Origin of the sequence: Paraburkholderia bonniea, assembly GCF_009455625.1 — a bacterium.
Taxonomy (GTDB): Bacteria; Pseudomonadota; Gammaproteobacteria; order Burkholderiales; family Burkholderiaceae; genus Paraburkholderia; species Paraburkholderia bonniea.
Window position 1 is genome coordinate 679,921 of sequence record NZ_QPEQ01000001.1, and the last position, 23,753, is coordinate 703,673.

Consider the following 23,753-nt stretch of genomic DNA (forward strand, 5'->3'; position numbering starts at 1 on the left):
TAACAGGGCGAAACAGATTGGTTCTTTCCATTTCACGACGTTTCGAGGCAGATGAAGTATAATCCGCGCTATGGAATAAAAAGTCCCGATTGGGATTTTCAATCGAGTAAAAAATATCATGTTGAAGCAGCGCACTATCAAAACCATTGTCAAAACGGTCGGCATTGGCCTGCATTCGGGCCGTAAAGTCCATTTGACGCTTCGCCCGGCCGCTCCAGATACAGGCATTGTGTTTTCACGCGTTGATTTGCCAGTCCCCGTTGATATTCCCGCCTCCGCCATGTCGATTGGCGATACCCGTCTTGCTTCTGTGCTGCAAAAGGATGGCGCTCGCGTATCGACTGTTGAGCATTTGATGTCGGCTTGCGCTGGGCTTGGGATTGATAATCTTTACGTTGATGTCACCGCAGAAGAAATTCCGATTATGGACGGCAGTGCGGCGTCATTCGTGTTTCTGATTCAGTCGGCGGGCATTGAAGAGCAAAGCGCTGCGAAAAAATTTATTAAAGTCACGAAACCAGTCGAAATACGCGACGGCGATAAATTCGCCCGCTTAGATCCGTATTTTGGTTTCAAGCTGAAGTTCACGATTGATTTTCGCCACCCTGCTGTGGATAAAACCGGGCAGGCGCTTGAAGTCGATTTTGCCAATACGTCGTATGTCCGTGAAATTGCCCGGGCCCGCACGTTTGGTTTTGCACACGAAGTTGAAATGATGCGCGAGCTGGGTCTGGCCCGGGGCGGCAGCATGGACAACGCGATCGTGCTTGATGAGTACCGCATTCTGAATAACGATGGTCTGCGTTACGACGATGAGTTCGTGAAACACAAAATGCTCGATGCGATTGGTGACCTGTATGTGGTTGGTCATCCGTTACTGGCGTCATACACGGCTTATAAATCAGGGCATGGATTGAATAACGCACTGCTGCGCGAGCTGCTGGCACACGAAGATGCTTATGAAATTGTGACGTTCGACGATATGCGCAAAGCACCGCGTGGCTTTGCCTACGATACTCAAACAGCATTTGCCTGAGTGTTTTCGGGGGCTGTCATGCTGATATGCCCCAGATCCTCCCAGGTGATGAAGCAAAAAAGAGCGGCTCGAAAGAGACCGCTCTTTTTTGTTGTTCCATTGCGGCGCGTTGTGCGCCGTTACAGCATTTGCTTCAACCTCCCGAGCCACCGCGATCCTGATTACGCCGGTGGCGAGCAGACATTCTGGCTAGCGCCGCCTGCAATGGAGAGGGCGCTAGCGACTCGCTCAACGCATACAACGCCTCGACGGCAACAGGTGTCATGCGTGCCTGTTTCACAGGCGGTGGCTCTTTCATCGCTTGCGGCCGCACCTGAATCTTCAGTGCATTCACGGTCCAGCCACGTTGCTGCAAATCGGCCAGCAAACGCGGTTCTAGATGCCTGAGGCGCGCCGCTAGCGCGTTATGCCCGGCAAAAAGAGCTAGTACCCCTCCCTTGATAAATCCAGGCTCCACGCTTGACGCCAGATAATCCGGCAGCAACTGGCGCAAGTCGTCCTGTAGCGCGGCAATCTGCTCGACGCCTGCACGCAGCGCAGCAAAGGCATCGGCGCGGTTGAGCACGTCGACAGCCGGCTGCAGGCTGCGCAGGTTGGACGGTCTTGAAAAGGAGGGGGAGCGAGCCATGTCGGGGGGAAGCAGCGTGCCGGTTATTCAAGGTGCGAGTGCGGCCGATTGTACCGTGCTGCAAAGTATTTGCCGTGCACCATGCAAGACGTCCACTGAGGCATGGGGCCAGATGCAGCACCTCCGTTTGTGACGCGGGTTTGGACGGGGGCACGTGCTAAAATGCCCGATTCGAATTTACTCTTGGACCTAAGCCGCCGTGGTTCTCCCACACTGGGCAAGCATGTTGGTAATTTCTACATGATTCCTACAGAAGCCGCGACGCAGATACCGATCCGATGACCACCGGCTTTCTACAAAAAGTTTTTGGCAGTCGCAACCAGCGGCTAGTCAAGCAATACTCAAAAACCGTCATGGCGATCAATGCGCTTGAGCCGCAGATCGAGAAATTGACGGACGATCAATTACGCGCCAAAACGGACGAATTCCGTCAGCGGGTGGGGCGTGGTGAATCGCTCGACAAGCTGCTGCCAGAAGCCTTTGCGGTGTGCCGTGAGGCAAGTCGGCGGGTGTTGAAGATGCGGCACTTCGATGTGCAATTGATCGGCGGGATGGTGCTGCATTACGGCAAGATCGCAGAAATGCGCACCGGCGAGGGCAAAACCCTTGTCGCTACGCTCGCGGCTTATTTGAATGCGTTGTCTGGGCATGGCGTGCATGTTGTCACGGTGAATGATTACCTCGCCCGGCGCGATGCTGAGTGGATGAGCCGCCTGTATAACTTCCTGGGCCTGACGGTTGGCATCAATCTGTCGCAGATGGATCACGGCGTTAAGCAGGAAGCCTACGCAGCGGATATCACCTATGGCACCAACAACGAGTTCGGCTTTGACTATCTGCGCGACAACATGGTCTACGAGACTGGCGCGCGTGTTCAGCGTGCGTTGAATTTCGCCATCGTCGACGAGGTTGATTCGATCCTGATCGACGAAGCCCGCACACCGCTGATTATTTCTGGTCAAGCCGAAGATCACACTGATCTCTACGTGCGAATGAATGCGCTGCCGCCACTGCTTGAGCGTCAGATCGGTGAAGAAAAAGCCGATGGCACCGGGGTAGAAGTGCCTGGCGACTACACACTGGACGAAAAGGCACGCCAGGTATTTTTGACTGAAGCGGGTCATGAAAAAGCTGAGCGCCTGCTGTCCGAATGGGGCTTGATTGGTCCGGGCGAGAGCCTCTACGCACCACAAAACATCACGTTGATGCACCACGTGTACGCTGCGCTGCGTGCCCATATGCTGTTTCATCGAGACCAGCACTACGTTTCGCAAGATGGTGAGATCGTGATCGTTGACGAATTCACTGGTCGGCTGATGGTGGGCCGGCGCTGGTCTGACGGGCTGCATCAGGCCGTCGAAGCTAAAGAGCACGTCAAGATTCAGAGCGAGAACCAAACGCTCGCGTCGATTACGTTCCAGAACTACTTCCGTATGTACGGCAAGCTGTCCGGCATGACCGGTACGGCTGACACCGAGGCCTACGAGTTCAACGAAATTTACGGTCTCGAAACGGTTGTGATCCCAACCAACCGTCAGCCGAAGCGAATCGACAAGCAAGACCAGATCTACAAGACCGCAGAAGAGCGTTACGACGCAGTGATCCGGGACATCCGGGACTGTTATGAGCGCGGTCAGCCGGTACTGGTAGGCACGACTTCGATTGAAAATTCCGAGCTGCTGTCGCATTTGCTGAAGCAGGCGGAGTTGCCGCATGAAGTGCTCAACGCTAAGCAGCACGCGCGCGAAGCCGAGATCGTGGCTGAAGCAGGGCGGCCGCAACGCATCACTATTGCCACCAATATGGCTGGGCGCGGCACCGACATCGTGCTGGGTGGCAACGCCGAGAAGCAGGCGATGTTCATCGACGAAGACGCGTCGATTCCCGCAGAAGAAAAACAACGCCGGATCAAGAAGTTGCACGATGAATGGCAGGCGCTGCATAACCAGGTGAAGGCGGCTGGCGGCTTGCACATCATTGGGACTGAACGGCACGAATCTCGCCGTATCGACAACCAGTTGCGCGGGCGCGCTGGCCGTCAGGGCGACCCGGGCTCATCGCGTTTTTATCTTTCGCTGGATGATCCGCTGCTGCGTATTTTCGCGGGCGACCGCGTTCGCGCCATCATGGACCGGCTGAAGATGCCAGAAGGCGAGGCAATCGAGGCGGGCATTGTCACGCGTTCGATTGAGTCGGCGCAACGCAAGGTCGAAGCGCGTAATTTCGACGTGCGCAAGCAACTGCTCGAATACGATGACGTCTCGAATGACCAGCGCAAGGTCATTTATCAGCAGCGTAATGAGCTGCTGGAAGCGCAGGACATCACCGATACCATTGGCGCGATGCGTCATAGCGTGACCACCGATATTGTTCGCCAGTTCGTTCCTGTCGGCAGTATCGAGGAACAGTGGGACATTCCTGAGCTAGAAGAAGTGCTGCGCAACGACTGGCAGCTTGATCTGGCGATTCAGGAAATGATCAACGAATCGAAGTCGATTGACGCTGATGAGATCCGTGAAGCTGTGCTGGCTGCCTCTGACGAAGCCTATGAAGCCAAGGTGGCGCAGGTCGGGCGCGAGTCATTTTGCTCGTTTGAGCGCTCGATCATGCTGCAAACGGTTGATCGCAGCTGGCGTGAACATCTCGCCGCGCTTGACCATCTCCGCCAGGGGATTCATTTGCGCGGTTATGCACAAAAAAATCCGAAGCAGGAATACAAGCGCGAGGCTTTTGAGTTGTTCGCCGCGATGCTGGATGCGGTGAAGCAGGAAGTCACCCGTATCGTGATGAACGTGCAAATCCAGTCGCCAGAGCAGCTTGAACTGGCTACCGAGCAGTACGAGGAGCAAGCTGGCCATCTGGAAAACGTCGAGTTCCGGCATGCAGATTTTCCAGGCGCATCGGCGTTGCCACTGGCCTCAGATGCCGCCGCCGCGATGGTCAGCAGTGCACTGGGCCAGACTTCGCCCGCTGGTGATTCCTCGTCCGCGGGCTCCGTGCCCAAAGTTGGCCGGAACGATCCGTGCCCATGCGGTAGCGGCAAGAAGTACAAACAGTGTCACGGAAAGGTTGGCTAAGCCCGCGAAGGCGGTGCTTCCAGCCTGTTTCATGCGCTGTTCCGTTCGTCATGGCGGGGTGTGGCGGCGTTAAGCCGCTCCCCCGTTTTGATTTACCCAATGCCGGCCCTGTGCCGGCATTTTCAACTTAAGCCAGGTCTCTACGATGGCCGTCAACTTTCCTTCGCTTGATCCCGCTCAACTTCATCCGGTTCCTGGCGTCACGCTGGGTTGGGCTGAAGCCAATATCCGCAAGCCGAACCGCAAGGACGTGCTGGTGATTTCGCTTGATGATGGCGCAAGCGTTGCGGGTGTTTTTACCTCGAATCGTTTTTGTGCCGCGCCCGTCGTGCTATGCCGTGAGCATTTGCAACAGACGAGCGCGAGCGGGAAAAGCATCCGGGCGCTAGTCGTCAACACCGGCAATGCGAATGCGGGCACGGGCGAATCTGGCCTCTCCCACGCACGGCAAACTTGTGCCGAACTGGCGCGCCTCGCCGGTATCGAGGCTGAGCAGGTGCTGCCATTTTCGACCGGTGTGATTCTTGAACCGCTGCCGGTTGAGCGGCTGAAAGCAGGGCTGCCCGCAGCGCTGGCAAATCGCCAGACGGCGAACTGGTACAACGCCGCGCAAGCCATCATGACTACGGACACGCTACCGAAGGCCGCGTCCCGCCAGGTGCAGATCGACGGTCATACCATCACGCTGACGGGGATTAGCAAGGGTGCGGGCATGATTAAGCCGAACATGGCGACCATGCTGGGTTTTCTCGCATTTGATGCTGCCGTTGAGCCGAGCGTGCTGGACACACTGGTGAAGTCGGTTGCCGACCGCTCTTTTAACTGCATCACGATCGACGGCGATACCTCGACCAACGATTCCTTCATCCTGATCGCCTCGGGCAAATCGGGTTTGCCGATGATTACCTCGACTGATAGCCCGGCTTATGCCGCGTTGCTCGCTGCGGTAACTGAGGTCGCGCAAATGCTGGCGCAACTGATCGTGCGCGATGGAGAAGGGGCGACGAAGTTCATCACGGTTCAGGTCGAAGGTGGCCAGACTCTCGCTGAATGCCGCCAGATCGCGTATGCGATTGGCCATTCGCCGCTGGTCAAAACGGCTTTTTATGCGTCAGATCCAAACCTGGGCCGGATCCTGGCCGCGATCGGCTATGCCGGAATCACCGACCTCGATGTGGGCAAGATCGACCTGTATCTGGATGATGTGCTGGTGGCGCAAGCGGGCGGCCGGAACCCGGCATACCGCGAAGAGGACGGTCAGCGGGTGATGCAGCAAAGCGAAATCACAATCCGTGTCGTTCTTGGCCGGGGTGCGGCACAGGCCACGATCTGGACGTGCGACCTGTCGCATGACTACGTAAGCATTAATGCGGACTATCGCTCTTGACATCATGGACAAGCTCGAACAGTTTTTGACGCGTGCCGAGGCCTTGCTGGCCCGTCTGGAAGGCATCTTGCCACCTGCTACGCAGCAGGTGGATTGGTCTGCCGCAGTGGCCTTTCGCTGGCGCAAGCGGCAGGGGCGCGGCTATTTGCAGCCAGTGCCGGGAGTTTCCTTCATCGCACTGGATGATCTGCAAAATATTGAGCGCCAAAAAGCGCTTATCGAACAAAACACTCGCCAGTTTGTTCGCCAGCAGCCGGCTAACAACGTATTGCTGACGGGCGCGCGCGGCACCGGAAAATCCTCGTTGATTAAAGCGTGCCTGAATGCCTACGCGAAAGACGGCTTGCGTCTGATCGAGGTAGACAAAGACGATTTGCATGATCTGGGCGATATCGTCGATCTGATCTCTGCGCGTCCCGAGCGTTTTATTGTGTTCTGTGACGACCTGTCGTTCGAAGACGGCGAATCCGGCTACAAGGCGCTGAAGGTTGCGCTGGATGGCTCCGTGGCGGCGCAGTCGGATAACGTGCTGATCTACGCGACGTCGAACCGGCGTCATCTGCTGCCTGAATACATGAGCGACAACGAGAGCTACAAGCACACCTCCGACGGTGAGATTCACCCTGGGGAAGTGGTTGAAGAAAAGATCTCGTTATCGGAGCGTTTTGGCCTGTGGGTCAGCTTTTACCCGTTTAAGCAGGACGATTATCTGGCGATCGTGGCGCACTGGTTGCGCCATTTCGGCTGCGATGATGCTGGCGTGGAAGCCGCGCGAGGTGACGCGTTGGTCTGGGCGCTGGAGCGGGGCTCACGTTCTGGCCGCGTGGCGTGGCAGTTCGCCCGTGACTGGTCTGGCCGCAGGTCGGTGGTATGACGGCCGCATCTGGGTCTACTGATAAGGTCCGGCCCGTCACCGAAGTCGCGGTGGGCGTGCTGGTTCAGCCGGATGGCCGTTATTTGCTGGCTCAGCGTCCGGCGGGCAAACCTTATGAAGGGTACTGGGAGTTTCCTGGCGGCAAGCTGGAGCCGGGCGAATCAGTTGAAGCCGCACTGGCGCGCGAACTGCACGAAGAGCTGGGTATCGACGTCAAGGAAAGCCGGCGCTGGCACATGCTGGAGCACGATTACCCGCATGCGTATGTGCGGCTCTATTTTTGCAAGGTGACGAAGTGGGCAGGGGAGCCGCATGGCCGCGAAGGTCAGGCGTTTGTCTGGCAGGCGTTGCCAGCGACTGTCGCCCCGCTTTTGCCAGCGACTATTCCGGTGCTTGAATGGCTCGCGGCAGAAGGCCTGAACCCGGGGTTGGGCAAGCTAGCCGATTAGATTAGTGCGAATGTGGGCTGGCGTCGCTGCCGGGAGTGTCTTCGGATGGCGGTTCATCGTCGGTGCTGCCAATCCGGTATTTCTCAGCCGCCCACGCACCGAGGTCGGTCTGCTTGCAGCGCTCAGAACAGAATGGACGGAAGCGGTTTTCAGGGAGCCACTGAACGCTTGTTCCGCAGGTAGGGCATTTGACGACGGTAGGCATACGGTCAGGCATTCAGCAAAAACAGAACGATTAAAAATAGCCGCGACTTTATTTATTCAAAGGCTGCAGACAGTGAGCTGGAACGGCACGTCGATATCAACGGCACGTGGCCGCAGATCGCCATCCTGTACCGTGAACCGCACCCAGAGCATGTACTTGTTGGCACTCGCCTCAGGAATCACCCGCAATTCTGGTGCCATCCGGACCTGCATCAACTGATACGAACGCCCCGAGAGCATTTGCTGGTAGCTGCCCTGCATGGCCATCACCTTGGATGCTTGCCCTGATTCACGCGCAAGCCGCAGGACGATAGTGGCCGCATCGCGCAAAGGTAATAACGGCGTGACCCATTTGGCGATGTCCTGCTGGCGTTGTTCGGGGTGCATTTGCTGCCATGCGTGGTACGACGGCAGATCAAACTTGCAGGTGCCCCCTGGAATGATCGCCCTGCTACGGATACTGGCTAGCCATTCATTGTCGGTAAGATGCTGGCCGGTTTTGCCTTGCATGTTTGACAGGCCCGCCAAGGTTTGTTCGATTTCACCCAGCACGGTTTCAAGCGCATTTTGTTCGATACCGGGATTGCCCCGGAATGGAGCGAGTGTCTGTCTTTGCCGTTCGAGCTCTTTCATCAGGTCTGATTTCAGATCTGCGCGCCCGGCAACTTCAGCAATTTCAAACAGGGTGGTGAGTGCGACGTGATGTTCCCGCGCGTCTTCCTGGGTGAGGAAAAAGGTAAAGCGCTCGAACAGGTCTTCGAGGCGCAGTAGCGTCCGGATTCGCTCGTTGAATGGATACTCGTAAAGAATCAAGCGCGCTCGCCTCGGGCGTGGTGGGAGGTGGAATTGCAGGACATTCTAATGCGCCAGGACTACCCTAGCAATCACGCACTCTCCTTGTGTGCGTTTATCTTCAAATAGTCCGCTCAGAATGCGCGGGGCTTTGCCAGTAATAGATATCGCTGATGCAGTGCGTGGATTCTGGCGTCGAGCGTAGCGTGGTTTTCGTCCTCGTTGAGGATGACATCGTCTGCGGCTTGAAGCCGTTCAGCACGGCTCGCCTGGCGGGCCATGATTGCCAGCACCTGGTTGCGAGTGAAGGCATTGCGGCGTTGCACGCGCAGGATCTGTGTTTCGGTGGCGCAGTCCACTACCAGAATGCGGTTGACTCGTTCACGCCAGCCGCCTGATTCCACTAGCAGCGGTACCGCCACGATGACATACGGGCCATATGCCGCATGCTGTTCACGTTCGGCTTCGGCGCGGATTAACGGATGCGTGATGGCTTCGAGGCGCTGGCGGGCCGCTTCATTGCTAAACACGCGCGCGCGCATTGCCGCGCGGTCAAGTGAGCCATCCGGTGCGACAAACTGCTGGCCAAATTCGGCGGAGATCAATGGCATCGCCTGGCCTTGAGGGCCGGTGATACGGTGCGCGATCACGTCAGTGTCCACGATCGGCACACCGTGTTTCGAGAACACTTCGGCGACAGTTGATTTGCCGCTGCCAATGCCGCCGGTGAGCCCCACTGCAAACATCAGTCAGCCTCCCAGCGCGAGATAAAACGGACTGCCCAGAAATAGCGTGATAGCGCCGCCTGCTGCGAGAAAGGGGCCGAAGGGCAGGGGTTCTTCAAAGCGCATCCGCCCAATCCACGTTGCAGCAAGCCCTGTTGCGGCACCTGCCACGGCGGCGATGAGCACGATTTGCGGCAATGCTGTCCAGCCCAGCCAGGCACCTAATGCGGCTAGCAGTTTGAAATCGCCATAGCCCATGCCTTCGACGCCACGCACGAGCCGGAAAATCCAGTGAACACTCCACAGCACCAGATAGCCCGCGATTGCACCTGAGACGGCATCGTGCAGCGAGGTGAACGCGCCGTTGAAGTTGACGATCAGTCCAGCCCAGAGCAAGGGCAAGGTCATCGAATCTGGGAGCAGATGGGTATCAATGTCGATAGCGCTCATCGCCAGTAATGCAGCGCACAGACCAAACGCCGCTAGCGCCATGCCGGTCGGGCCGAATGTCACGAGTGCACCAATGGCGCACAAGGCGCTAGCGAGTTCAAGCAGCGGGTAGCGTGGGCTAATGTGGGCCTGGCAGTGGGAGCAGCGTCCACGGAGCAGTACGTAACTGAGCAGCGGGATGTTTTCCCAGACTTTGAGCGTGTGAGCGCAATGCGGGCAGGCGCTGCGCGGCTGCCACAGGTTGTAGCGCGCAGGAGGGGGGATGTCGGCGGCGGGTTCGCTGGTCAGTTCGCTGATTTCGGCGCGCCAGGCGCGTTCCAGCATGATGGGCACGCGATGTACGACAACGTTTAAAAAGCTGCCTATTACCAGGCCGATGACCCCGGCAAAGAGGAGCTGGAAATGAATGGGCAGTGCGCTGAAGGCGAATTCAACGGTGCTCGTGAACGGCGCGAATAACGTGTGGGAGAAGATATCTGGCACGGGTGAGCTTAAAGCCGTTTAGGGCTGGTAGGGCGGAAAAGGAGGTGCGTCAGGAGAATCTGGCAGCGATGCTACACCACGTTTCCAAGCTGAATGATGGGCAGATACATAGCGATGACCAGCCCGCCGACGAGCAGGCCTAGCACCACAATCACCAGAGGCTCGCACAGGCCGGTTAGGGCGCCGGTCTTTTCTTCGACTTGCCGCTCGCCGAGGGTTGCGACGTCAAGCAACATCGTATCGAGCGCACCGGATTCTTCAGCTACGGCGATGGGCTGCACGATCTCAGCGGGAAAACATTTGACCGCCTGCATCGCCGCGGCTAATCGTTCGCCACGGCGCAAACGTGCGGCGATTTCATGCGTCGCACGGTCGAAAAACGCGTTGCCGGTGGCCTGTGTCAAGGAGTCGAGTGCGTCTGCTAGCGGCGTACCTGCACTGAGAAGCGTGCCGAGTGCCCGGCTCCAGCGGGTCGCACACAACGTGGTGAGTAATGAGCCTGCCAGCGGCAGCGTAAGGCACAGGTGCGAGAACCTCAGACGTGCAGCCGCCGAGCGCCGTAGCAAATGCGCGAAGGCCGCCAGGCCGACAACGCAGAGCCCGGCTACTGGCAGGCTCCAGCGCGCGGCTGCGGCAGACAGTGCCAGCACCAGTAGCGTTGGCGCAGGTAATGGCGCGCCGAAGCCATCGAAGATCTGTTTGAACGTCGGTACGACCCACACCAGTAGCGCTGTGGTGATGGCAATGGCCAGCAACAGGATTGCTACGGGATAGGTGAGTGCCGTCCGGACTTTGGCTCGTTGGGCAGCACTCCGTTCGCGGTCGTCAGCTATCCTGGCTAGCACCGTGGGCAGCGCTCCTGAGGCTTCTCCGACTGCAGCGAGCTGACAATACAGTGGGCCAAACATTGATGGGTGACGTGCTAGGGCGGCGGAAAAATGCAATCCGGCGCTGATATCGCGCGCCAGCGTCCGGGCGATACGAGGCATGCCATCAGAGCCTGCCGCACGCGCGAGCAGGGCAAGCGCTGGCGCTAGCGGCAAGCCTGCGCGAAGCAGTCCCGCAAGCTGACGGGTAAAGCGGGTGACTTCGGCCGGACGGGCTTTGGCCGGAGGCGCTGGGCCACGGACAGTGAGCTCGGTGATGACTAGCCCGTTGCGTTTGAGCGATGCATGAGCCGTCACGGCATCCGGTGCGATCAGCGCACCGTGCTGGCTCGTGCCAGTGGCATCGACACCGCGCCAGGTGAAGCGAAACTCGTGCGTGCCAGTGGGCAGTGCGGTGTTCATTCGTGCGAGGTCGCGTTGAGCGCTTCTGCCAGGCTGGTCGTGCCGTCGCGTACCCGGGCAAGTGCCGCGTCATGCAAAGTTGCCACGCCTGCGGCGTGAGCCTGTTGTGCCAGGGCCTGCGTGCTGGCTCCTGCGACGATCTGCTCGCGCATGGCCACTGAAACTGGCAGAGTCTGATGAATCCCCACGCGGCCACGATAGCCAATGCCGTGGCAGGCCTCGCATCCGGCCGCGACAAATGGGCGCCAGCCGCCGTCGAGCCGTGGGTCAGCGAGGCCAGCCGCGCGCAGCATGGCGGGTGTGTCCGTCGACGGGATGCGGCAGCTATGACATAGCCTGCGCACCAGGCGCTGTGCGGTGACCAGACGCAGTGCCGCAGCCAGGTTATAAGGCGCGACGCCGATATCAATCAGGCGAGCGATCGCCGCTGGTGCATCGTTGGTATGCAGCGTAGAGAGAACCAGATGGCCGGTTTGCGCTGCTTTGACCGCGACGTCGGCGGTTTCTTCGTCGCGGATCTCGCCAACCATGATGACGTCAGGGTCCTGGCGTAAAAACGCGCGGAGCGCTGCCGCGAAGGTCAGTCCGGATTTTTCGCGGACGCTGACCTGGTTGACGCCAGCCAACTGGATCTCTGCCGGATCCTCCACCGAACAAAGATTGCGTGACCCAGCGTTGAGCATTTGCAAAAAACAGTACAGCGACAGTGTTTTACCGCTGCCTGTTGGCCCCGTGACTAGCACGAGCCCGTGAGGCGCATGGATGGCTTCAGTGACGGTGCGATGCTGTGCCGCATCTAGCCCGAGGGCGGCAAGCGAAAGATCTTTCGGTAACGGATCAAGCCGGCGTAGAACGAGTTTTTCGCCGAAGAGCGTGGGTAATGAATTCACCCGATAGTCGTCGTGTCCAGTAGCTGACGTAAGGCGTAGCCGGCCATCCTGAGGTACCCGTCGTTCGGCGATGTCCATCCGTGCGAGGACTTTGACGCGTGTAATGAACGCATCACGCAAATGCGCCGGTGGCGCTGTGGTTTCATGCAGCACGCCATCGATTCGCAGGCGCATACGCCAGCCGTGCTCCCCCGGCTCGATATGCAGATCCGACGCATTACGGCGCGCGACTTCACGCAAGGTATCGGCCAGCAGCCGGACGGCAGGGCTGATATCCGAGCTGGCTAGCGCTGAGCCGTCGTCATGCAGCGCAGAACCCGGCTGCGGTGACGCTGCCGCAAACATGGCTGAAGGCGTCGCGCCAGGGGCTTTGCCTGGGAGAGCCAAGGTTGCATCAGAGGGAACGAAAAAGGAGGTTGAAGACATGGTTCACTGGCTGCACGCCACTTGTAAAACACAATGTCTTCATCATCGCGCGGCACAGCCGGGCGCGTCATTAGGCCGAATGGTCAGCGGAGGGCGCTACTGGGACGAGAGCCGGGTTTGAACAGTTTGACGGTGCGAATGGCCTGGTCGTCGCTACGCATGACTTCGAGCTTGACGCCGCGAATTTCGACGCAGACGTCGCCATCAGGAATCTCTTCAAGCACTTCAAGAATCAGACCATTGAGTGTTTTGGGCCCGCTCGTGGGCAAGCTGAGTTGCAGCCAGCGGTTCAGTTCACGCAGCGGCATGCTGCCCGCCACGATGCACTCACCTTGTTCACTCCAGCCGCCTCGTGAGTTGGCCCCACGGGGGATAGAGGTGGTGAATTCGCCGATCAGCTCTTCAATGATGTCTTCTGGTGTGATCAGCCCTTGCAGTTCACCGTATTCGTTGACGACCAGCGCGGTGCGCTGGCGGCTTTCCTGAAAGTACTGAAGCTGCTGGAACACCGGAGTGCCGGTTGGCACGAAATATGGCTCGGTTAGCAAGGCGCTCAAGGTTTCGCGCTCCAGCTCCTGGTTATGTAGGGCAGCGAGCGTTTTGCGCACGTGCAGCACGCCTAGCACCCGGTCGATTTCACCTTGGTAAACGATCAGCTTGTTGTGATAGCAGGTTTCGAGCTGATGCAGGATCTGCTCGAACGGTGCGTCGAAATCAAGCGCTTCTATCCGGCGGCGCGGAATCATCACATCTTCGACCGCGATGTTTTCGAGGTCGAACAGGTTTAGCAAGATGCTTCGGTGCTTGGTTGGCATGAAGCTGCCGGATTCAAGCACGACTGTGCGCAGCTCTTCGGGTGATAGCCGCTGGTCGCGCCCGCCTTTGGTATTGATATGCAAGATGCGCAAAATGCCATTGGCAAACAGGTTGACGAACCAGACGAGCGGCCGGGCAATGCGAATCAGCGGCGCGATCACCAGGCTGGCGGGCAGGGCGATTTTTTCGGGGAAGGTGGCACCAACGATTTTCGGCGTGATTTCGGCAAAAACGATTACCAGAAAAGCGACGACGCCAGTTGCGAGCGACAGCACCAGGTTGCCATTGCCGAACGTGCGCAGCGCGATTGCGGTGCAAAGCACGGGGATGACGGTGTTCAGCAGGTTGTTGCCGATCAGGATGACGCTTAATAGCTCATCGGTTCGGCCGAGCAGATGCTGAGTGGTTTTCGCGCCCAGGGCACCCTGGTTGGCGAGATGTTTCAGCCGATGGCGGTTGAGCGCCATCATCGCCGTTTCAGAGATGGAAAAAAAACTGGAGCAGACAAGCAACAGGATGATGGCGCCGATTTGCGCCCATAACGGAAGTTGTTCCACGCGCGGAGAAAGAAAGAGAGTTGAGTGGGGAGAATACATCAGAGGGCCGGGCGCTTCTATCAGCCATGAGTCACAGCACACCGGTCATGACGCTTAAGAAGAACATGGCCGGTAACGTGCCGTGCTCTGGCCATTTGGGGCAGAGCGGTACTGCTCCAGCACCGCCCACGTGGAATTTACGCGCTTTGTCTGGATAGGCCGGAACGTTAATTTCCATGCGCATTACATAGAGCGGCGGGGTAAATGACGTTGTTACTTTGGCGATAAATTGTCGATAAATTATCGGTCAAATGTCGATAAAACAATAAATTAGCGTTGCTAAGCGCGAAATGCATTTTTTTCGCAAAAAATAAAACCGGATTAGGAAATTTCTTATTTCCAATCGGCCGCAGTGATGATCCTATCGGTTTGTGGGCACGCGGCACCTGTGCGGCGTTGCTGATGACGATGAACTGGCTGATTCATTTTCATCCCGGATACCCATCCGGCATATTCAAACAACATACAAAGATAGAGAGAAATCACCGTGAATCTTCGAGTCATTCTCGCGGACGACCATCCGTTCGTCCTTTTAGGTGTGCGCTCAAGTATCGAACTGCAGCGTGATGTCAGCGTTGTGGGCGAGGCGACCAATGCCACTTCCCTGATCCGTTTGCTGAAAAACACAGAATGCGATGTCCTTGTCACTGACTTGAGCATGCCTGATGCTGAAGGCGAAGTAGAAGACGGACTTGCACTTGTGAAAAAAGTGCAAAGCGAATGGCCTTCAATACATATCGTTGTGCTTACCGGAACAACCAATATGGCGATCGTCAGATCGCTACTTGTTGATGGAGTGTCTGGAATGATCAGTAAAACTGAATCGCTGCATGTAATTTCAACCGCGATCCGCTGTGCGACGAAAGGCTGTGTCTATGTCAGCCAGTCACTCATGATGCCGATACTGATTCCAGCCGGTGACGCAGATGAAGATGGTGCGCCTTTTGCGCGTCTGTCAGATGTTCAGGCAAGGGTTGTAGGAATGATTCTTCAGGGGCGTTCGCTTGAGGAGGTCGCAACTTATTTTGGGCGGAATGTCCGCGCAATCAGGCGTGTCAGACGCAGCGCCATGCTCAGGCTGGGCGTTAAAAGCAGCCCTGAACTATTTTTATATGCAAGCAGGAATGGGCTTATATAAAAATATGTTGGATAGCTAACCGATAGAAGTATTGATTGTTAGCATCATTTTATGAATTTCGGACCAATCTTATGTTTGTCGTGCAGCAAATGTCTGATGCTCACGACATAGACTCGTTGTCACGTAAGAGGACAGAAGGACCGGATTACAACGGGACACCTATCATGAACGACATCGCTGAGACAAATGCGCCGATACGAACCATCATCGCCGATGACCATCCATTGGTTTTGCTGGCAATCGAAAATTTGATGTCCGGCTTTCCGAATGTTGAGGTAGTGGGGAGGGCTACCGATTCGACCCAACTTTTCGCCGAGGCTGAGCGTGCCAGCTGTGACATCGTCGTGATGGATCTGTATATGCCCGGTGGCATGTATGGCGACGGACTGGAGACAGTCAAGCAGTTTCGGGTTCGTTATCCCGACATTGCGCTTGTCATTCTGACGATGGAAACCAAGGCTGATCCATTGCAGCAGGCTATTGCGCTGGGGGTGGGTGCAGTGATTAGCAAGCGTGACCGGATTGATCTGATTCATGTTGCGATCGTGACTGCGCTGGCTCGTGAGTGTTATCTCGGTCCTTCGGTACGGATGTTGCTGGCAGATGCATCAATCGCGGAGCGTTTTGATTACGTTCGACAGTTGTTGTCGCAACGCGAGCTTGAGGTGTTTACGCAATATGCATCGGGTCTGGGAGTGACAGAAATTGCCGTGCGGCTAGGGCGGAGTGTGAAGACGATCAGCGCACAAAAGTGCACGGCGATGAGAAAGCTGGCTTTGAACAGTGATGCTGAACTATTCAGGTTTGCGGTTGATCACGGTGTGCTGGCTGCCGACCAGATACAGCGCCGTCATTGATCCAGACACTGCCATGTACGTCTGAAGGTCCCGGAACATCATGCATTTTGTGTTCCGGGGCCATTAGTCAACTTGATAAAACAGAATGGAAAAAATTATTAAGGTCATAGTAGCCGACGACCATGGCTGCGTTCGCCTCGGAGTAAACCGTCTCCTTGGCAATGTGCCCTATATGAAAGTAGTAGGTGAGGCAAGCGATACGCCTGCGCTGGCCAGATTGATCGACATATGTCCGTGCGATGTCGTGGTGTCAGACATTGGGATGCCGGGAATGGATGGCGAGAGCAATGCCATCTCGTTTCTTGGCCGCACGTTGCAACACGAGCCGCAGCGGCCGGTCATCATTCTTACAATGATTCACCATTCGCAAATGCTGGCCAGGATGCTCCAGCTTGGTGTTTCAGCCATTGTGGACAAGCGTGATGCGGTCACTTCGCTGCTCGATGCAATTAATGCTTCGGTCGCAGGTGTGCCGTACTACTCCCCGCATGTGCAATCCATTCTTGATTCCCCTGACTCCGCGGTGCAAGCGGGCTCTGGTGTGCTGAGCGCACGTGAGTGGCAAGTATTTCAGATGTATGTCTATGGCATGACGAACGGCGAAATTGCGGAAAAGTTAGGCCGAAGCGGAAAAACCATCAGCACGCAAAAACGCAGTGCGATGCGCAAGATGGGGCTTGATACCGATGCAGAACTAATCGAGTACGCACGATTGATAGGTCTTATCTGATAAATGCGTGGGATATCCCTGTCTTAAATGTAAGAAATTTCCCGCTATTTAAGAATCGTCTGATTAGGCGGACCTATGGCGGCATTTCATACTTGGCGTCGCTGGCAAGTTCCAGCGTTTTTAGTGCGATGCCAAATAAAGGCTGGTGATACCTGGTCATGTTGAGTGTGAAAAAAGACACGCAAAAGACACACGTAAAGAGGCTGTTTCCTCTACCAGGGCGTATAGGGCGTGACTTCAACCGTGCGTTGTAATTCCTGGGAGGACGGAGTGGTGAGATTGGGCAGGAGATTATTAATAGAAGGTGTAGGGACTGGCTGGATTGTGTTCATTGGTTGTGGCAGCGTGGTTCTGAATGCTGGTTCGATATTGCAGGGGCGCAGTGTGCTGGACGTCTCACTGGCCTTTGGTCTTGCACTGATGACCGTGACTTATGCCTTTGGGCGGTATTCCGGCGGGCACTTCAATCCTGCGGTGACCGTTGGCTTCACTGTGGCGCAGCGGTTTCCGGTACGCGACATGGTGCCCTACATCGCTGCCCAGATTCTGGGTGCTGTGGCAGGTGCGGCGTTGCTGGCTTATGTGGCGAGTGGGCGTCCCGGGTTTGATCTGAGTGCAAGCGAGTTCGGGGCGAATGGCTATGGCGAACATTCTCCCGGTGATTACCGGCTTCGTTCGGCATTGGTGCTTGAGCTGATGATGTCGTTTGTTTTTGTCACGGTGTGCCTGATGATGGCCCGGCGCAAAATTTCCCGTTCGGTCGCTCCGCTCGTGAGCAGCGCTTGCATGATGTTGATCTATTTCGTAACGATCCCGGTAACCAATGCGTCGATTAATCCTGCGCGCTCAACTGGCCCCGCGTTGTTCGTTGGCGACTGGGCGCTCGATCAGCTTTGGCTTTTCTGGGCCGCCCCGATGGTAGGTGGTGTTCTCGCTGGCATGCTGTATCAACGTTTTTGGGGGCTTCGTACCGATCGTTCGGGCGTATTCACGCCCGAACGTGGCGAAGCGGTCTGACGTGTTCTTTATTGAATCCCTCGTGTTCCCGCAATGAAACGTTGGCAAAAAATTGCCCGAAATGTCCTTAAGTGGTCACTGCGGGGACTAATCGTGGCCGGACTCGCGCTTTCTGTCCCGGCGCAGGGCACGCTAGATGGGCCGGTTTCCGGCCAGGCACCAAGGCAAAGCCCGAGCGGCTTTCCAGTGCAACTGAGCGTCGGCGTGCTGACCCATGGCTGGGCACCGTTTGATGGCCTCAAGAATGGGCAACTCTCCGGTATGAGCGTGGATTATCTTCACGCGCTGGTCGGGCCCGGCGTCACCCTTGTCCCCCGCATTTATCCCGATATGACGCGCATGCTGGCGGCTGCCTGCGCTGGCGAAGTCGATCTCGTGATGAGCGTTGCGCGCACGCCTGAGCGTGAACATTGCCTGAGTTTCACCGCGCCCTATTTTCGTGCCTCGACTTCGGTGGTAGTGGATGGCAGTCGTCGAAACGCGATGCCCAGCCATGCGCAACTAGACGGTGCCAGTTTTGCAATAGAGCGAGGCTTTGCTCTTGAGCGGTTTTTGCGCGAACGCTTCCCGCGCGCAAAAATTGAAATTTTCGCTGATACCGATGCCGCGCTAAATGCGGTTGTGGAGGGCAAGGTAGATGCGTATCTGGGCTTTACCCCATCGGCCAGGTATTACCTGGCCGATCGCCGTTTCTCGACCTTGCGCGTCGCTTTCGAAGAAAGCGGCCGGACCGATGAGTTGCGTTTTGCGTTGCCGCGCCAAGGCGCGACGCTGCGTGACCAGCTAGACCGTGCGTTAGCCACACTGCCTCCGGCTGATGAAACCGCCATCCGTTCACGCTGGCTGGGGGGCGACTTCGACATGCGCTCGGCTTCCACGGTGCGCCGCCTTGTATTGAGCCCTGAGGAGCAGGCGTGGCTGCATTCGCTGCCGCCGCTATCAGTTGGTTTCGACGCTGACTGGCCACCTTTTAGCTATCTCGATGACGCGGGGCATTCGAGCGGTATTTCTGCTGAATATCTGGATTACCTGGGGCGGACACTGGGCGTTAAATTTCGCCGGGCACCGATGGCCGACTGGCCTGCAACCCTGAAGGCTTTCCAGAAAGGGGAACTGGCGCTGCTAGCGACGGCTACTCAAGATGACCCTCGTCTCACCAATGCCTATTACACGCGCGCTTACGAAAGCTACCCACTCGTGATCGTCGGTCGGGAAGATGAGCCTGCCGCGCGTAGCCTGGATGATTTCACTGCGCGCCGTGTGGTTGTGTCGGCCCATGTTGTTGGCTTGATTGCGCAGTCGTCCACCGGACCTCCTGCCCAAAACCTGATCGTCGCGGCTAGTCTGGACGACGCATTGAAGCTGGTCGCTCAAGGCGAGGCGGACGTTTTTGTCGGCAATGTGGCGGCGGTCGATCTGATGCTGAAGCAGCAATATGCGGGCACGCTCAAAATTCTTGGCGCGGTGGGTGAATCAGACACGTTGCGCTTTGCCTTGCGTTCTAACCTTGAGCCGCTGGCGGGATTGATTGACCGGGCACTGCTGGCGATGCCGCCTGCTGAAAAGCAACTGATCCGTCAACGATGGGTCACCGGGCACGCTGACCCGCATGGCGGGTGGAGTGTTACTGCGGTGCGTTTGCTGCCGTTGTTGATTGGCATCGGTATCGTTCTGGCGATTACGCTGCGCGCATATGTGTTGCTGCAACGGGAAGTCCGGCGGCGCAAGCGAACCGAGACGGCGCTGGCATCGCAGCTCAATTTCCAGCAAACCTTGATGGAAATGGTGCCGTACCCGCTTGCTGCAAAAGACCTCGACGGACGCTACATTGAGATCAACCGGGCCTATGAAGAAGCATCCGGCTTGCGGCGTAAAGACTTGATCGGGCGCACGATTTGCGAAGTGCAGGCGTGGGGCTTATCCAACAGCGGCCGTCTTGCACAAATGACCCACGATACGCTGCGCACGGGTGAGCGGGCTCAACTTGAGCTTGAATTCATCGGACGCGTGGGGGATGTTCGTCACGGCATTTTCTGGACCGCGCTGTGCAAAGGGGGGGATGGCTCGCCTACCTGCGTGCTGGGCACCGTGATCGACATCACGGATATCCGTCGTACCGAGATGTGCGCACGCGAGACCGAACGCCGTCTGTTCGATGTCACTCGCTCGTTGCCCGCGGTGGTTTTTCAACTGCGCCGCGATGCTCATGGCAAGTATTCATTCCCCTATATCGGCGGAAATACCCAGCACCTGCTGGGGGGCGGAGCCAGCGTGCTGATGCCCGACGACGTGATCGACCTGCGGCGCGTCTGTGCCGAAGACCGTCCGAAGGTGATGAAGGCGCTTAAGCATTCGGCACGCTCAGAAAAGCCTGTGCATCTTGAGTTTCGCTTTGATACCCCGCACGGACGCCGTTGGGGGCGTGCCGAACTGGTACCCCGGCGCGAAATGGCTGGCGGCGTGGTCTGGAGCGGGTACTGGGTTGATGCGAGTGTCGAGCATGCGCGTTCAGACGAACTGGAGCGGGCACGTGATCTGGCCGAAGCGGCTTCTCGTGCCAAGGACGATTTCCTTGCGATGATGAGCCACGAAATACGCACGCCGATGAATGGTGTGCTTGGGCTGGTCGAGTTGCTGGAGCGGACCACGCTGAATGCTGACCAGGGCGAGATGCTGGGCATGATTCACGATTCAGCGGGTGCATTGCTGCAAATTCTGGACGATCTGCTCGATTATTCGAAGATCGAAGCAGGGCGTTTGACGATGAACGTCGAAACCCTTGATCTGCGTGAGCTGGTAGACAACGCGGTAGGTTTGCTAGCCGGTCAGGCGCACGAAAAAGGCTTGAAAGTACGTGTAGACGTGGAGCCCGAAGTCGCCGCTTCGTTGCGTGGCGATGGTGTCCGTCTGAGGCAGGTTCTGTTCAATCTGCTTGGCAATGCCATCAAATTTACGTTGCAGGGCGAAGTCGAGGTTTACGTATCAGTGGCCGGACAAACGGCCGATGAACAAACGATCGAGATCGTTGTTGAGGATACCGGCATCGGTATCGAACAAGAGGCCCAAATCCGGCTCTTTGAGCCATTTGTTCAGGCCGAGTCGTCCACGACGCGACGCTTTGGTGGAACCGGGCTGGGATTGACGATTTGCCGGAAGCTGGTTGATCTGATGGGTGGCGCGCTCGAACTGCAAAGCACGCCAGGCATTGGTACCCGGATGACTTTGCGACTGGTGATGCCGGTCGAAGCGCGCCGTTACACGGCAGGTGGGTTGCGAGGCAAACGTGGGCTGATTGCAGTTAATGACGAACGCATTGCCCAAGCGCTGATGCATTACGGTGAAGCGCTGGGTCTTCAGTTGCGATGCGCAGCGCCTGATGCCGCTGAATTGAGAAATGCCGCTGGGCTAGTCGATCTTGACTTGATTTTCCTGTGTGACAGCATGGATTTGCCTGCGGCCGCTCAGTCGAGTACCCGGGTGATACGCATTACGGAAAAACCCAAGCCGACGGGCTATCGGATCGTCGAAGATACGATTCGCCTCAGCGTCAATCCAATTTCATGGCGTGGTCTCGGCGCCGCATGCGCCGCCGCATTGACGGGGCTAGCCATTACTCCGTCACGGACACCGGACATCGTCGACATTGGCATCACACCGCCAGACCGTGCACGCGCGATTGCGAGCAACCGGCTCATTCTGGTGGCGGAAGATCATCCCGTGAATCAGGAACTGATTCGTCATCAACTGGCATTGCTGGGTTTTGCCTGCGACGTGGTGAATGATGGGCTTGAAGCGCTTGCGGCACTTGAACAGACGCGTTATGGCTTTTTGATTACCGACTGCCATATGCCTAATCTGAACGGCCATGAGTTAGCCAGAAAGGTTCGTGAAAAAGAAGCCGGTGGCCTGTACCGCTTGCCTATTCTTGGCATTACGGCTAATACCGCACCTGAGGATTTACGCCTGTGCCACAGTGCCGGCATGGATGACTGCCTGATTAAGCCAACCCGGCTTGTGACATTGCGTGAATATCTCAATCGCTGGTTTGGAATTGATAGCGTTCATTTGCCTGATTCGTCGGTTTCGCCTGGCGGCTTGGGCGAAACGGACGAACGTTTGCTTGAATGCAACAGTCCGGCGGATTCGTTCGTGCCGGTTGATCTGCGGCATATGGCTCAGCTATGGGGCAGCGAATCGACCGTGAAGGCTTTGCTGGATTCATTTGTTTCAGCGATGCGTGATGATGTTCGCGCATTACCGCAGTTACTTGAGGATATTGATGTTGAGCGTCTGCGCGAATGGCACCACCGCGTAGTGGGTGCCGTCAGCGTGTTGCAGTATTCGCCGCTATTGGGCGTGCTAGACGAGTACCGCTCCGAGATTATGTCGAAAGCGCCTGACGAGTTGCGCACCGACGGGCTGGCATTAGTCAGAAAATGCAATGCGATGCTGGATGGCATTGAGGAGCAGGCGGCACTGCTGGTTTAGCGGTTTAGCGTTTAACGAAACGCGCAGAGGGTTGCTTGTTTCGTTCGCGGATTCACTGCTCGCTATTTGCGGTTTGCTGGAAAATGGTCTACTGGCCTGCCGTTACGAAGATTCAAACCACTAGGCCTAGTTTTTGACTTGGCTTGACAAGATCGCCGGCTGGTTGGGCGCAGTGTTTTCCCGAAAATAATCGACAGTGAAATCGACAAACGAGCGGGTTTTCGCTGAAACATGACGACGCCCCGGATAGACCAGCGACAACTCTTTATCTGCGTCCTTGATTAGATAGTCGGCCAGAACTTCAACCAGCTTGCCTGATGCGAGATCTTCCTCGACGTGATTTTTGGGCAAGATGGTGATGCCCATGTCTGCCAGAGCGGCTTGCTTGAGCATGACGGCGTTATTGACCGAATACTTGGGTTCCAGGCAGATTGTTTTTTCCTGTCCATTGGGTTTTATAAAGCGCCAGATTGCGTTATGAATATCGGCCGAAGGCGCCATAAAGGTATGCCTGGTCAGTTCGGATGGCGTATAAGGCTGCCCGTATTTTTCAATATAAGCGGGTGAGGCGACAGCCACGGACTGCACTTTAAAGAGCAGCCGCTTGATTAGCGTGCCACTGCTAATTTGCCATGGCATGACGATGCCCACATCAAACCCTTCTTCGATCAGATCAACCGGGCGGTGCAACAACGTGACGGCGAGCCGCACCTGCGGATGACGTGCCTGATAGCGTTGTATCAGCGGCGTTAGGCCGGACAGCGCAAATGACGCAACTACAACGAGTTTGAGTGTGCCGGCTGGATCGGTTGAACTGCGAGTGATGCCGGATTCCATGGCTTCGAGCTGCTCAATCACCTGCCTGCAACCTTCCGCATAGGCTTCGCCAGCTTCTGTCAGCGACAGACTGCGCGTGCTGCGATTGATCAGCCGTGTATTGAGATGGGTTTCGAGCAGCGCGATATACCGTGTAACGACGGCATTCGACAGATCCAGGCTCGATGCGGCACGTCCAAACGAACCGTTCTCGGCAACCTGGAGAAATATTCGCATGGCTTGTAGATGGTTCATCATAGGAATGGAATTGGCATCGGATAAAAATTGGAAGAATTTTAATGAGAAAGAAAATCAGGAGATGAATGGCTGCGGTCAAAGAGTCGCCCCTTATGCTAAAAACTTAAGAGGCCCTTTGAAATGAGAGTTATCTTAAATATCTCAATTAATTGCTGATGTGAAATTTGTGGTGGTCCGGCAACGTTTTAATTGGATAAGGATGCGGGATAGCAAAATGAGATAAGAGGCGGTCCTTTTGTATCAAAGGATTGCCGTCGAAAATCAGCATTTTTTTAATAATTTAAAAAGAGTTTTGTTGTTGTGGTCATGCCGCTGGGAAAGTGACCC

General features: G+C 56.7%; 19 protein-coding genes. 10 read left to right on the top strand and 9 right to left on the bottom strand.

The annotated features are described in order from the left end of the window. Nucleotides 1–118 precede the first annotated feature (118 nt). Nucleotides 119–1,036 carry a UDP-3-O-acyl-N-acetylglucosamine deacetylase gene (lpxC, locus tag GH656_RS03010; RefSeq protein ID WP_153074519.1) on the top strand — a complete coding sequence of 306 codons (918 nt, stop codon included), beginning with the start codon at nucleotides 119–121 and terminating at the stop codon, nucleotides 1,034–1,036. 133 nt (nucleotides 1,037–1,169) lie between these two features. Here the strand turns inward: lpxC and GH656_RS03015 are convergent, their stop codons facing one another. After that, nucleotides 1,170–1,664 carry a DciA family protein gene (locus tag GH656_RS03015; RefSeq protein ID WP_153074520.1) on the bottom strand — a complete coding sequence of 165 codons (495 nt, stop codon included), beginning with the start codon at nucleotides 1,662–1,664 and terminating at the stop codon, nucleotides 1,170–1,172. 278 nt (nucleotides 1,665–1,942) lie between these two features. Here GH656_RS03015 and secA point away from each other — a divergent pair, with 278 nt between their 5' ends. From secA to GH656_RS03035, 4 genes are all read left to right on the top strand, one after another. Beyond that, nucleotides 1,943–4,741, top strand: coding sequence for a preprotein translocase subunit SecA (gene secA / locus GH656_RS03020; RefSeq protein WP_153074521.1), 2,799 nt, complete (start codon nucleotides 1,943–1,945; stop codon nucleotides 4,739–4,741). Between the two features lie 145 nt (nucleotides 4,742–4,886). Further along, nucleotides 4,887–6,128 (top strand): bifunctional glutamate N-acetyltransferase/amino-acid acetyltransferase ArgJ, encoded by a 1,242-nt coding sequence (argJ, locus tag GH656_RS03025; RefSeq protein ID WP_153074522.1) that lies wholly within the window; start codon nucleotides 4,887–4,889, stop codon nucleotides 6,126–6,128. A 4-nt stretch (nucleotides 6,129–6,132) separates the two neighbouring features. Beyond that, entirely contained in the window at nucleotides 6,133–7,002 is an 870-nt protein-coding gene (locus tag GH656_RS03030) for an ATP-binding protein (RefSeq protein WP_153076529.1), read from the top strand. Beyond that, nucleotides 6,999–7,451, top strand: coding sequence for an NUDIX domain-containing protein (locus GH656_RS03035; RefSeq protein ID WP_153074523.1), 453 nt, complete (start codon nucleotides 6,999–7,001; stop codon nucleotides 7,449–7,451). The genes GH656_RS03030 and GH656_RS03035 overlap by 4 nt, the downstream gene beginning before the upstream one ends. 1 nt (nucleotide 7,452) lies before the next feature. On the opposite strand, the gene GH656_RS03040 is transcribed toward GH656_RS03035, so the two are convergent. The 7 genes from GH656_RS03040 to GH656_RS03070 form a co-directional block, all read right to left on the bottom strand. Further along, nucleotides 7,453–7,656, bottom strand: a complete 204-nt coding sequence (locus GH656_RS03040) for a DNA gyrase inhibitor YacG (RefSeq protein WP_153074524.1) — start codon at nucleotides 7,654–7,656, stop codon at nucleotides 7,453–7,455. A 56-nt stretch (nucleotides 7,657–7,712) separates the two neighbouring features. Then, the gene (gene zapD, locus GH656_RS03045) at nucleotides 7,713–8,468 is read right to left on the bottom strand and encodes a cell division protein ZapD (protein ID WP_153074525.1); all 756 of its coding nucleotides are present in this window, start codon (nucleotides 8,466–8,468) and stop codon (nucleotides 7,713–7,715) included. A gap of 113 nt (nucleotides 8,469–8,581) precedes the next feature. Next, complete coding sequence (coaE, locus tag GH656_RS03050; RefSeq protein ID WP_153074526.1) at nucleotides 8,582–9,193, bottom strand: dephospho-CoA kinase; 612 nt, start codon at nucleotides 9,191–9,193, stop codon at nucleotides 8,582–8,584. Nucleotides 9,194–9,196: 3 nt separating this feature from the next. Beyond that, nucleotides 9,197–10,036 (bottom strand): prepilin peptidase, encoded by an 840-nt coding sequence (locus GH656_RS03055; protein ID WP_425495872.1) that lies wholly within the window; start codon nucleotides 10,034–10,036, stop codon nucleotides 9,197–9,199. A 140-nt stretch (nucleotides 10,037–10,176) separates the two neighbouring features. Further along, nucleotides 10,177–11,394: a type II secretion system F family protein gene (locus tag GH656_RS03060; RefSeq protein ID WP_153074528.1), complete on the bottom strand. Its 1,218-nt coding sequence runs from the start codon at nucleotides 11,392–11,394 to the stop codon at nucleotides 10,177–10,179. Continuing rightward, on the bottom strand, nucleotides 11,391–12,629 hold the full coding sequence (locus GH656_RS03065; protein ID WP_153076530.1) for a GspE/PulE family protein: 1,239 nt from the start codon (nucleotides 12,627–12,629) through the stop codon (nucleotides 11,391–11,393). Before GH656_RS03065 ends, GH656_RS03060 begins: the two co-directional genes overlap by 4 nt. Nucleotides 12,630–12,793: 164 nt before the next feature. Next, nucleotides 12,794–14,083: an HlyC/CorC family transporter gene (locus tag GH656_RS03070; protein WP_153076531.1), complete on the bottom strand. Its 1,290-nt coding sequence runs from the start codon at nucleotides 14,081–14,083 to the stop codon at nucleotides 12,794–12,796. A 526-nt stretch (nucleotides 14,084–14,609) separates the two neighbouring features. Between GH656_RS03070 and GH656_RS03075 the strand changes: the two genes are divergently transcribed. The 5 genes from GH656_RS03075 to GH656_RS03095 all read left to right on the top strand — a co-directional run bounded on the left by GH656_RS03075 (nucleotide 14,610) and on the right by GH656_RS03095 (nucleotide 22,352). After that, entirely contained in the window at nucleotides 14,610–15,260 is a 651-nt protein-coding gene (locus tag GH656_RS03075) for a response regulator (protein ID WP_174769680.1), read from the top strand. Nucleotides 15,261–15,424: 164 nt separating this feature from the next. Next, nucleotides 15,425–16,117, top strand: a complete 693-nt coding sequence (locus tag GH656_RS03080; RefSeq protein WP_153074530.1) for a response regulator — start codon at nucleotides 15,425–15,427, stop codon at nucleotides 16,115–16,117. Between the two features lie 85 nt (nucleotides 16,118–16,202). Further along, on the top strand, nucleotides 16,203–16,847 hold the full coding sequence (locus GH656_RS03085; RefSeq protein WP_153074531.1) for a response regulator: 645 nt from the start codon (nucleotides 16,203–16,205) through the stop codon (nucleotides 16,845–16,847). Nucleotides 16,848–17,117: 270 nt separating this feature from the next. Continuing rightward, the gene (gene aqpZ / locus GH656_RS03090; RefSeq protein WP_153076532.1) at nucleotides 17,118–17,864 is read left to right on the top strand and encodes an aquaporin Z; all 747 of its coding nucleotides are present in this window, start codon (nucleotides 17,118–17,120) and stop codon (nucleotides 17,862–17,864) included. A 93-nt stretch (nucleotides 17,865–17,957) separates the two neighbouring features. After that, nucleotides 17,958–22,352, top strand: coding sequence for an ATP-binding protein (locus GH656_RS03095; RefSeq protein WP_425495844.1), 4,395 nt, complete (start codon nucleotides 17,958–17,960; stop codon nucleotides 22,350–22,352). A 126-nt stretch (nucleotides 22,353–22,478) separates the two neighbouring features. Here GH656_RS03095 and GH656_RS03100 read toward each other — a convergent pair whose 3' ends face one another. Beyond that, nucleotides 22,479–23,405, bottom strand: a complete 927-nt coding sequence (locus tag GH656_RS03100; RefSeq protein ID WP_246184189.1) for a LysR family transcriptional regulator — start codon at nucleotides 23,403–23,405, stop codon at nucleotides 22,479–22,481. Nucleotides 23,406–23,753: the final 348 nt, after the last annotated feature.

Coding starts and splice junctions, on each gene's coding strand:
- GH656_RS03060 (WP_153074528.1), bottom strand. CDS start 11,394: ATGAACACCGCACTGCCCACTGGCACGCACGAGTTTCGCTTCACCTGG.
- GH656_RS03085 (WP_153074531.1), top strand. CDS start 16,203: ATGGAAAAAATTATTAAGGTCATAGTAGCCGACGACCATGGCTGCGTT.
- lpxC (WP_153074519.1), top strand. CDS start 119: ATGTTGAAGCAGCGCACTATCAAAACCATTGTCAAAACGGTCGGCATT.
- coaE (WP_153074526.1), bottom strand. CDS start 9,193: ATGTTTGCAGTGGGGCTCACCGGCGGCATTGGCAGCGGCAAATCAACT.
- argJ (WP_153074522.1), top strand. CDS start 4,887: ATGGCCGTCAACTTTCCTTCGCTTGATCCCGCTCAACTTCATCCGGTT.
- GH656_RS03100 (WP_246184189.1), bottom strand. CDS start 23,405: ATGCGAATATTTCTCCAGGTTGCCGAGAACGGTTCGTTTGGACGTGCC.
- GH656_RS03080 (WP_153074530.1), top strand. CDS start 15,425: ATGAACGACATCGCTGAGACAAATGCGCCGATACGAACCATCATCGCC.
- GH656_RS03040 (WP_153074524.1), bottom strand. CDS start 7,656: ATGCCTACCGTCGTCAAATGCCCTACCTGCGGAACAAGCGTTCAGTGG.
- secA (WP_153074521.1), top strand. CDS start 1,943: ATGACCACCGGCTTTCTACAAAAAGTTTTTGGCAGTCGCAACCAGCGG.
- GH656_RS03030 (WP_153076529.1), top strand. CDS start 6,133: ATGGACAAGCTCGAACAGTTTTTGACGCGTGCCGAGGCCTTGCTGGCC.
- GH656_RS03065 (WP_153076530.1), bottom strand. CDS start 12,629: ATGTTTGCGGCAGCGTCACCGCAGCCGGGTTCTGCGCTGCATGACGAC.
- GH656_RS03035 (WP_153074523.1), top strand. CDS start 6,999: ATGACGGCCGCATCTGGGTCTACTGATAAGGTCCGGCCCGTCACCGAA.
- GH656_RS03015 (WP_153074520.1), bottom strand. CDS start 1,664: ATGGCTCGCTCCCCCTCCTTTTCAAGACCGTCCAACCTGCGCAGCCTG.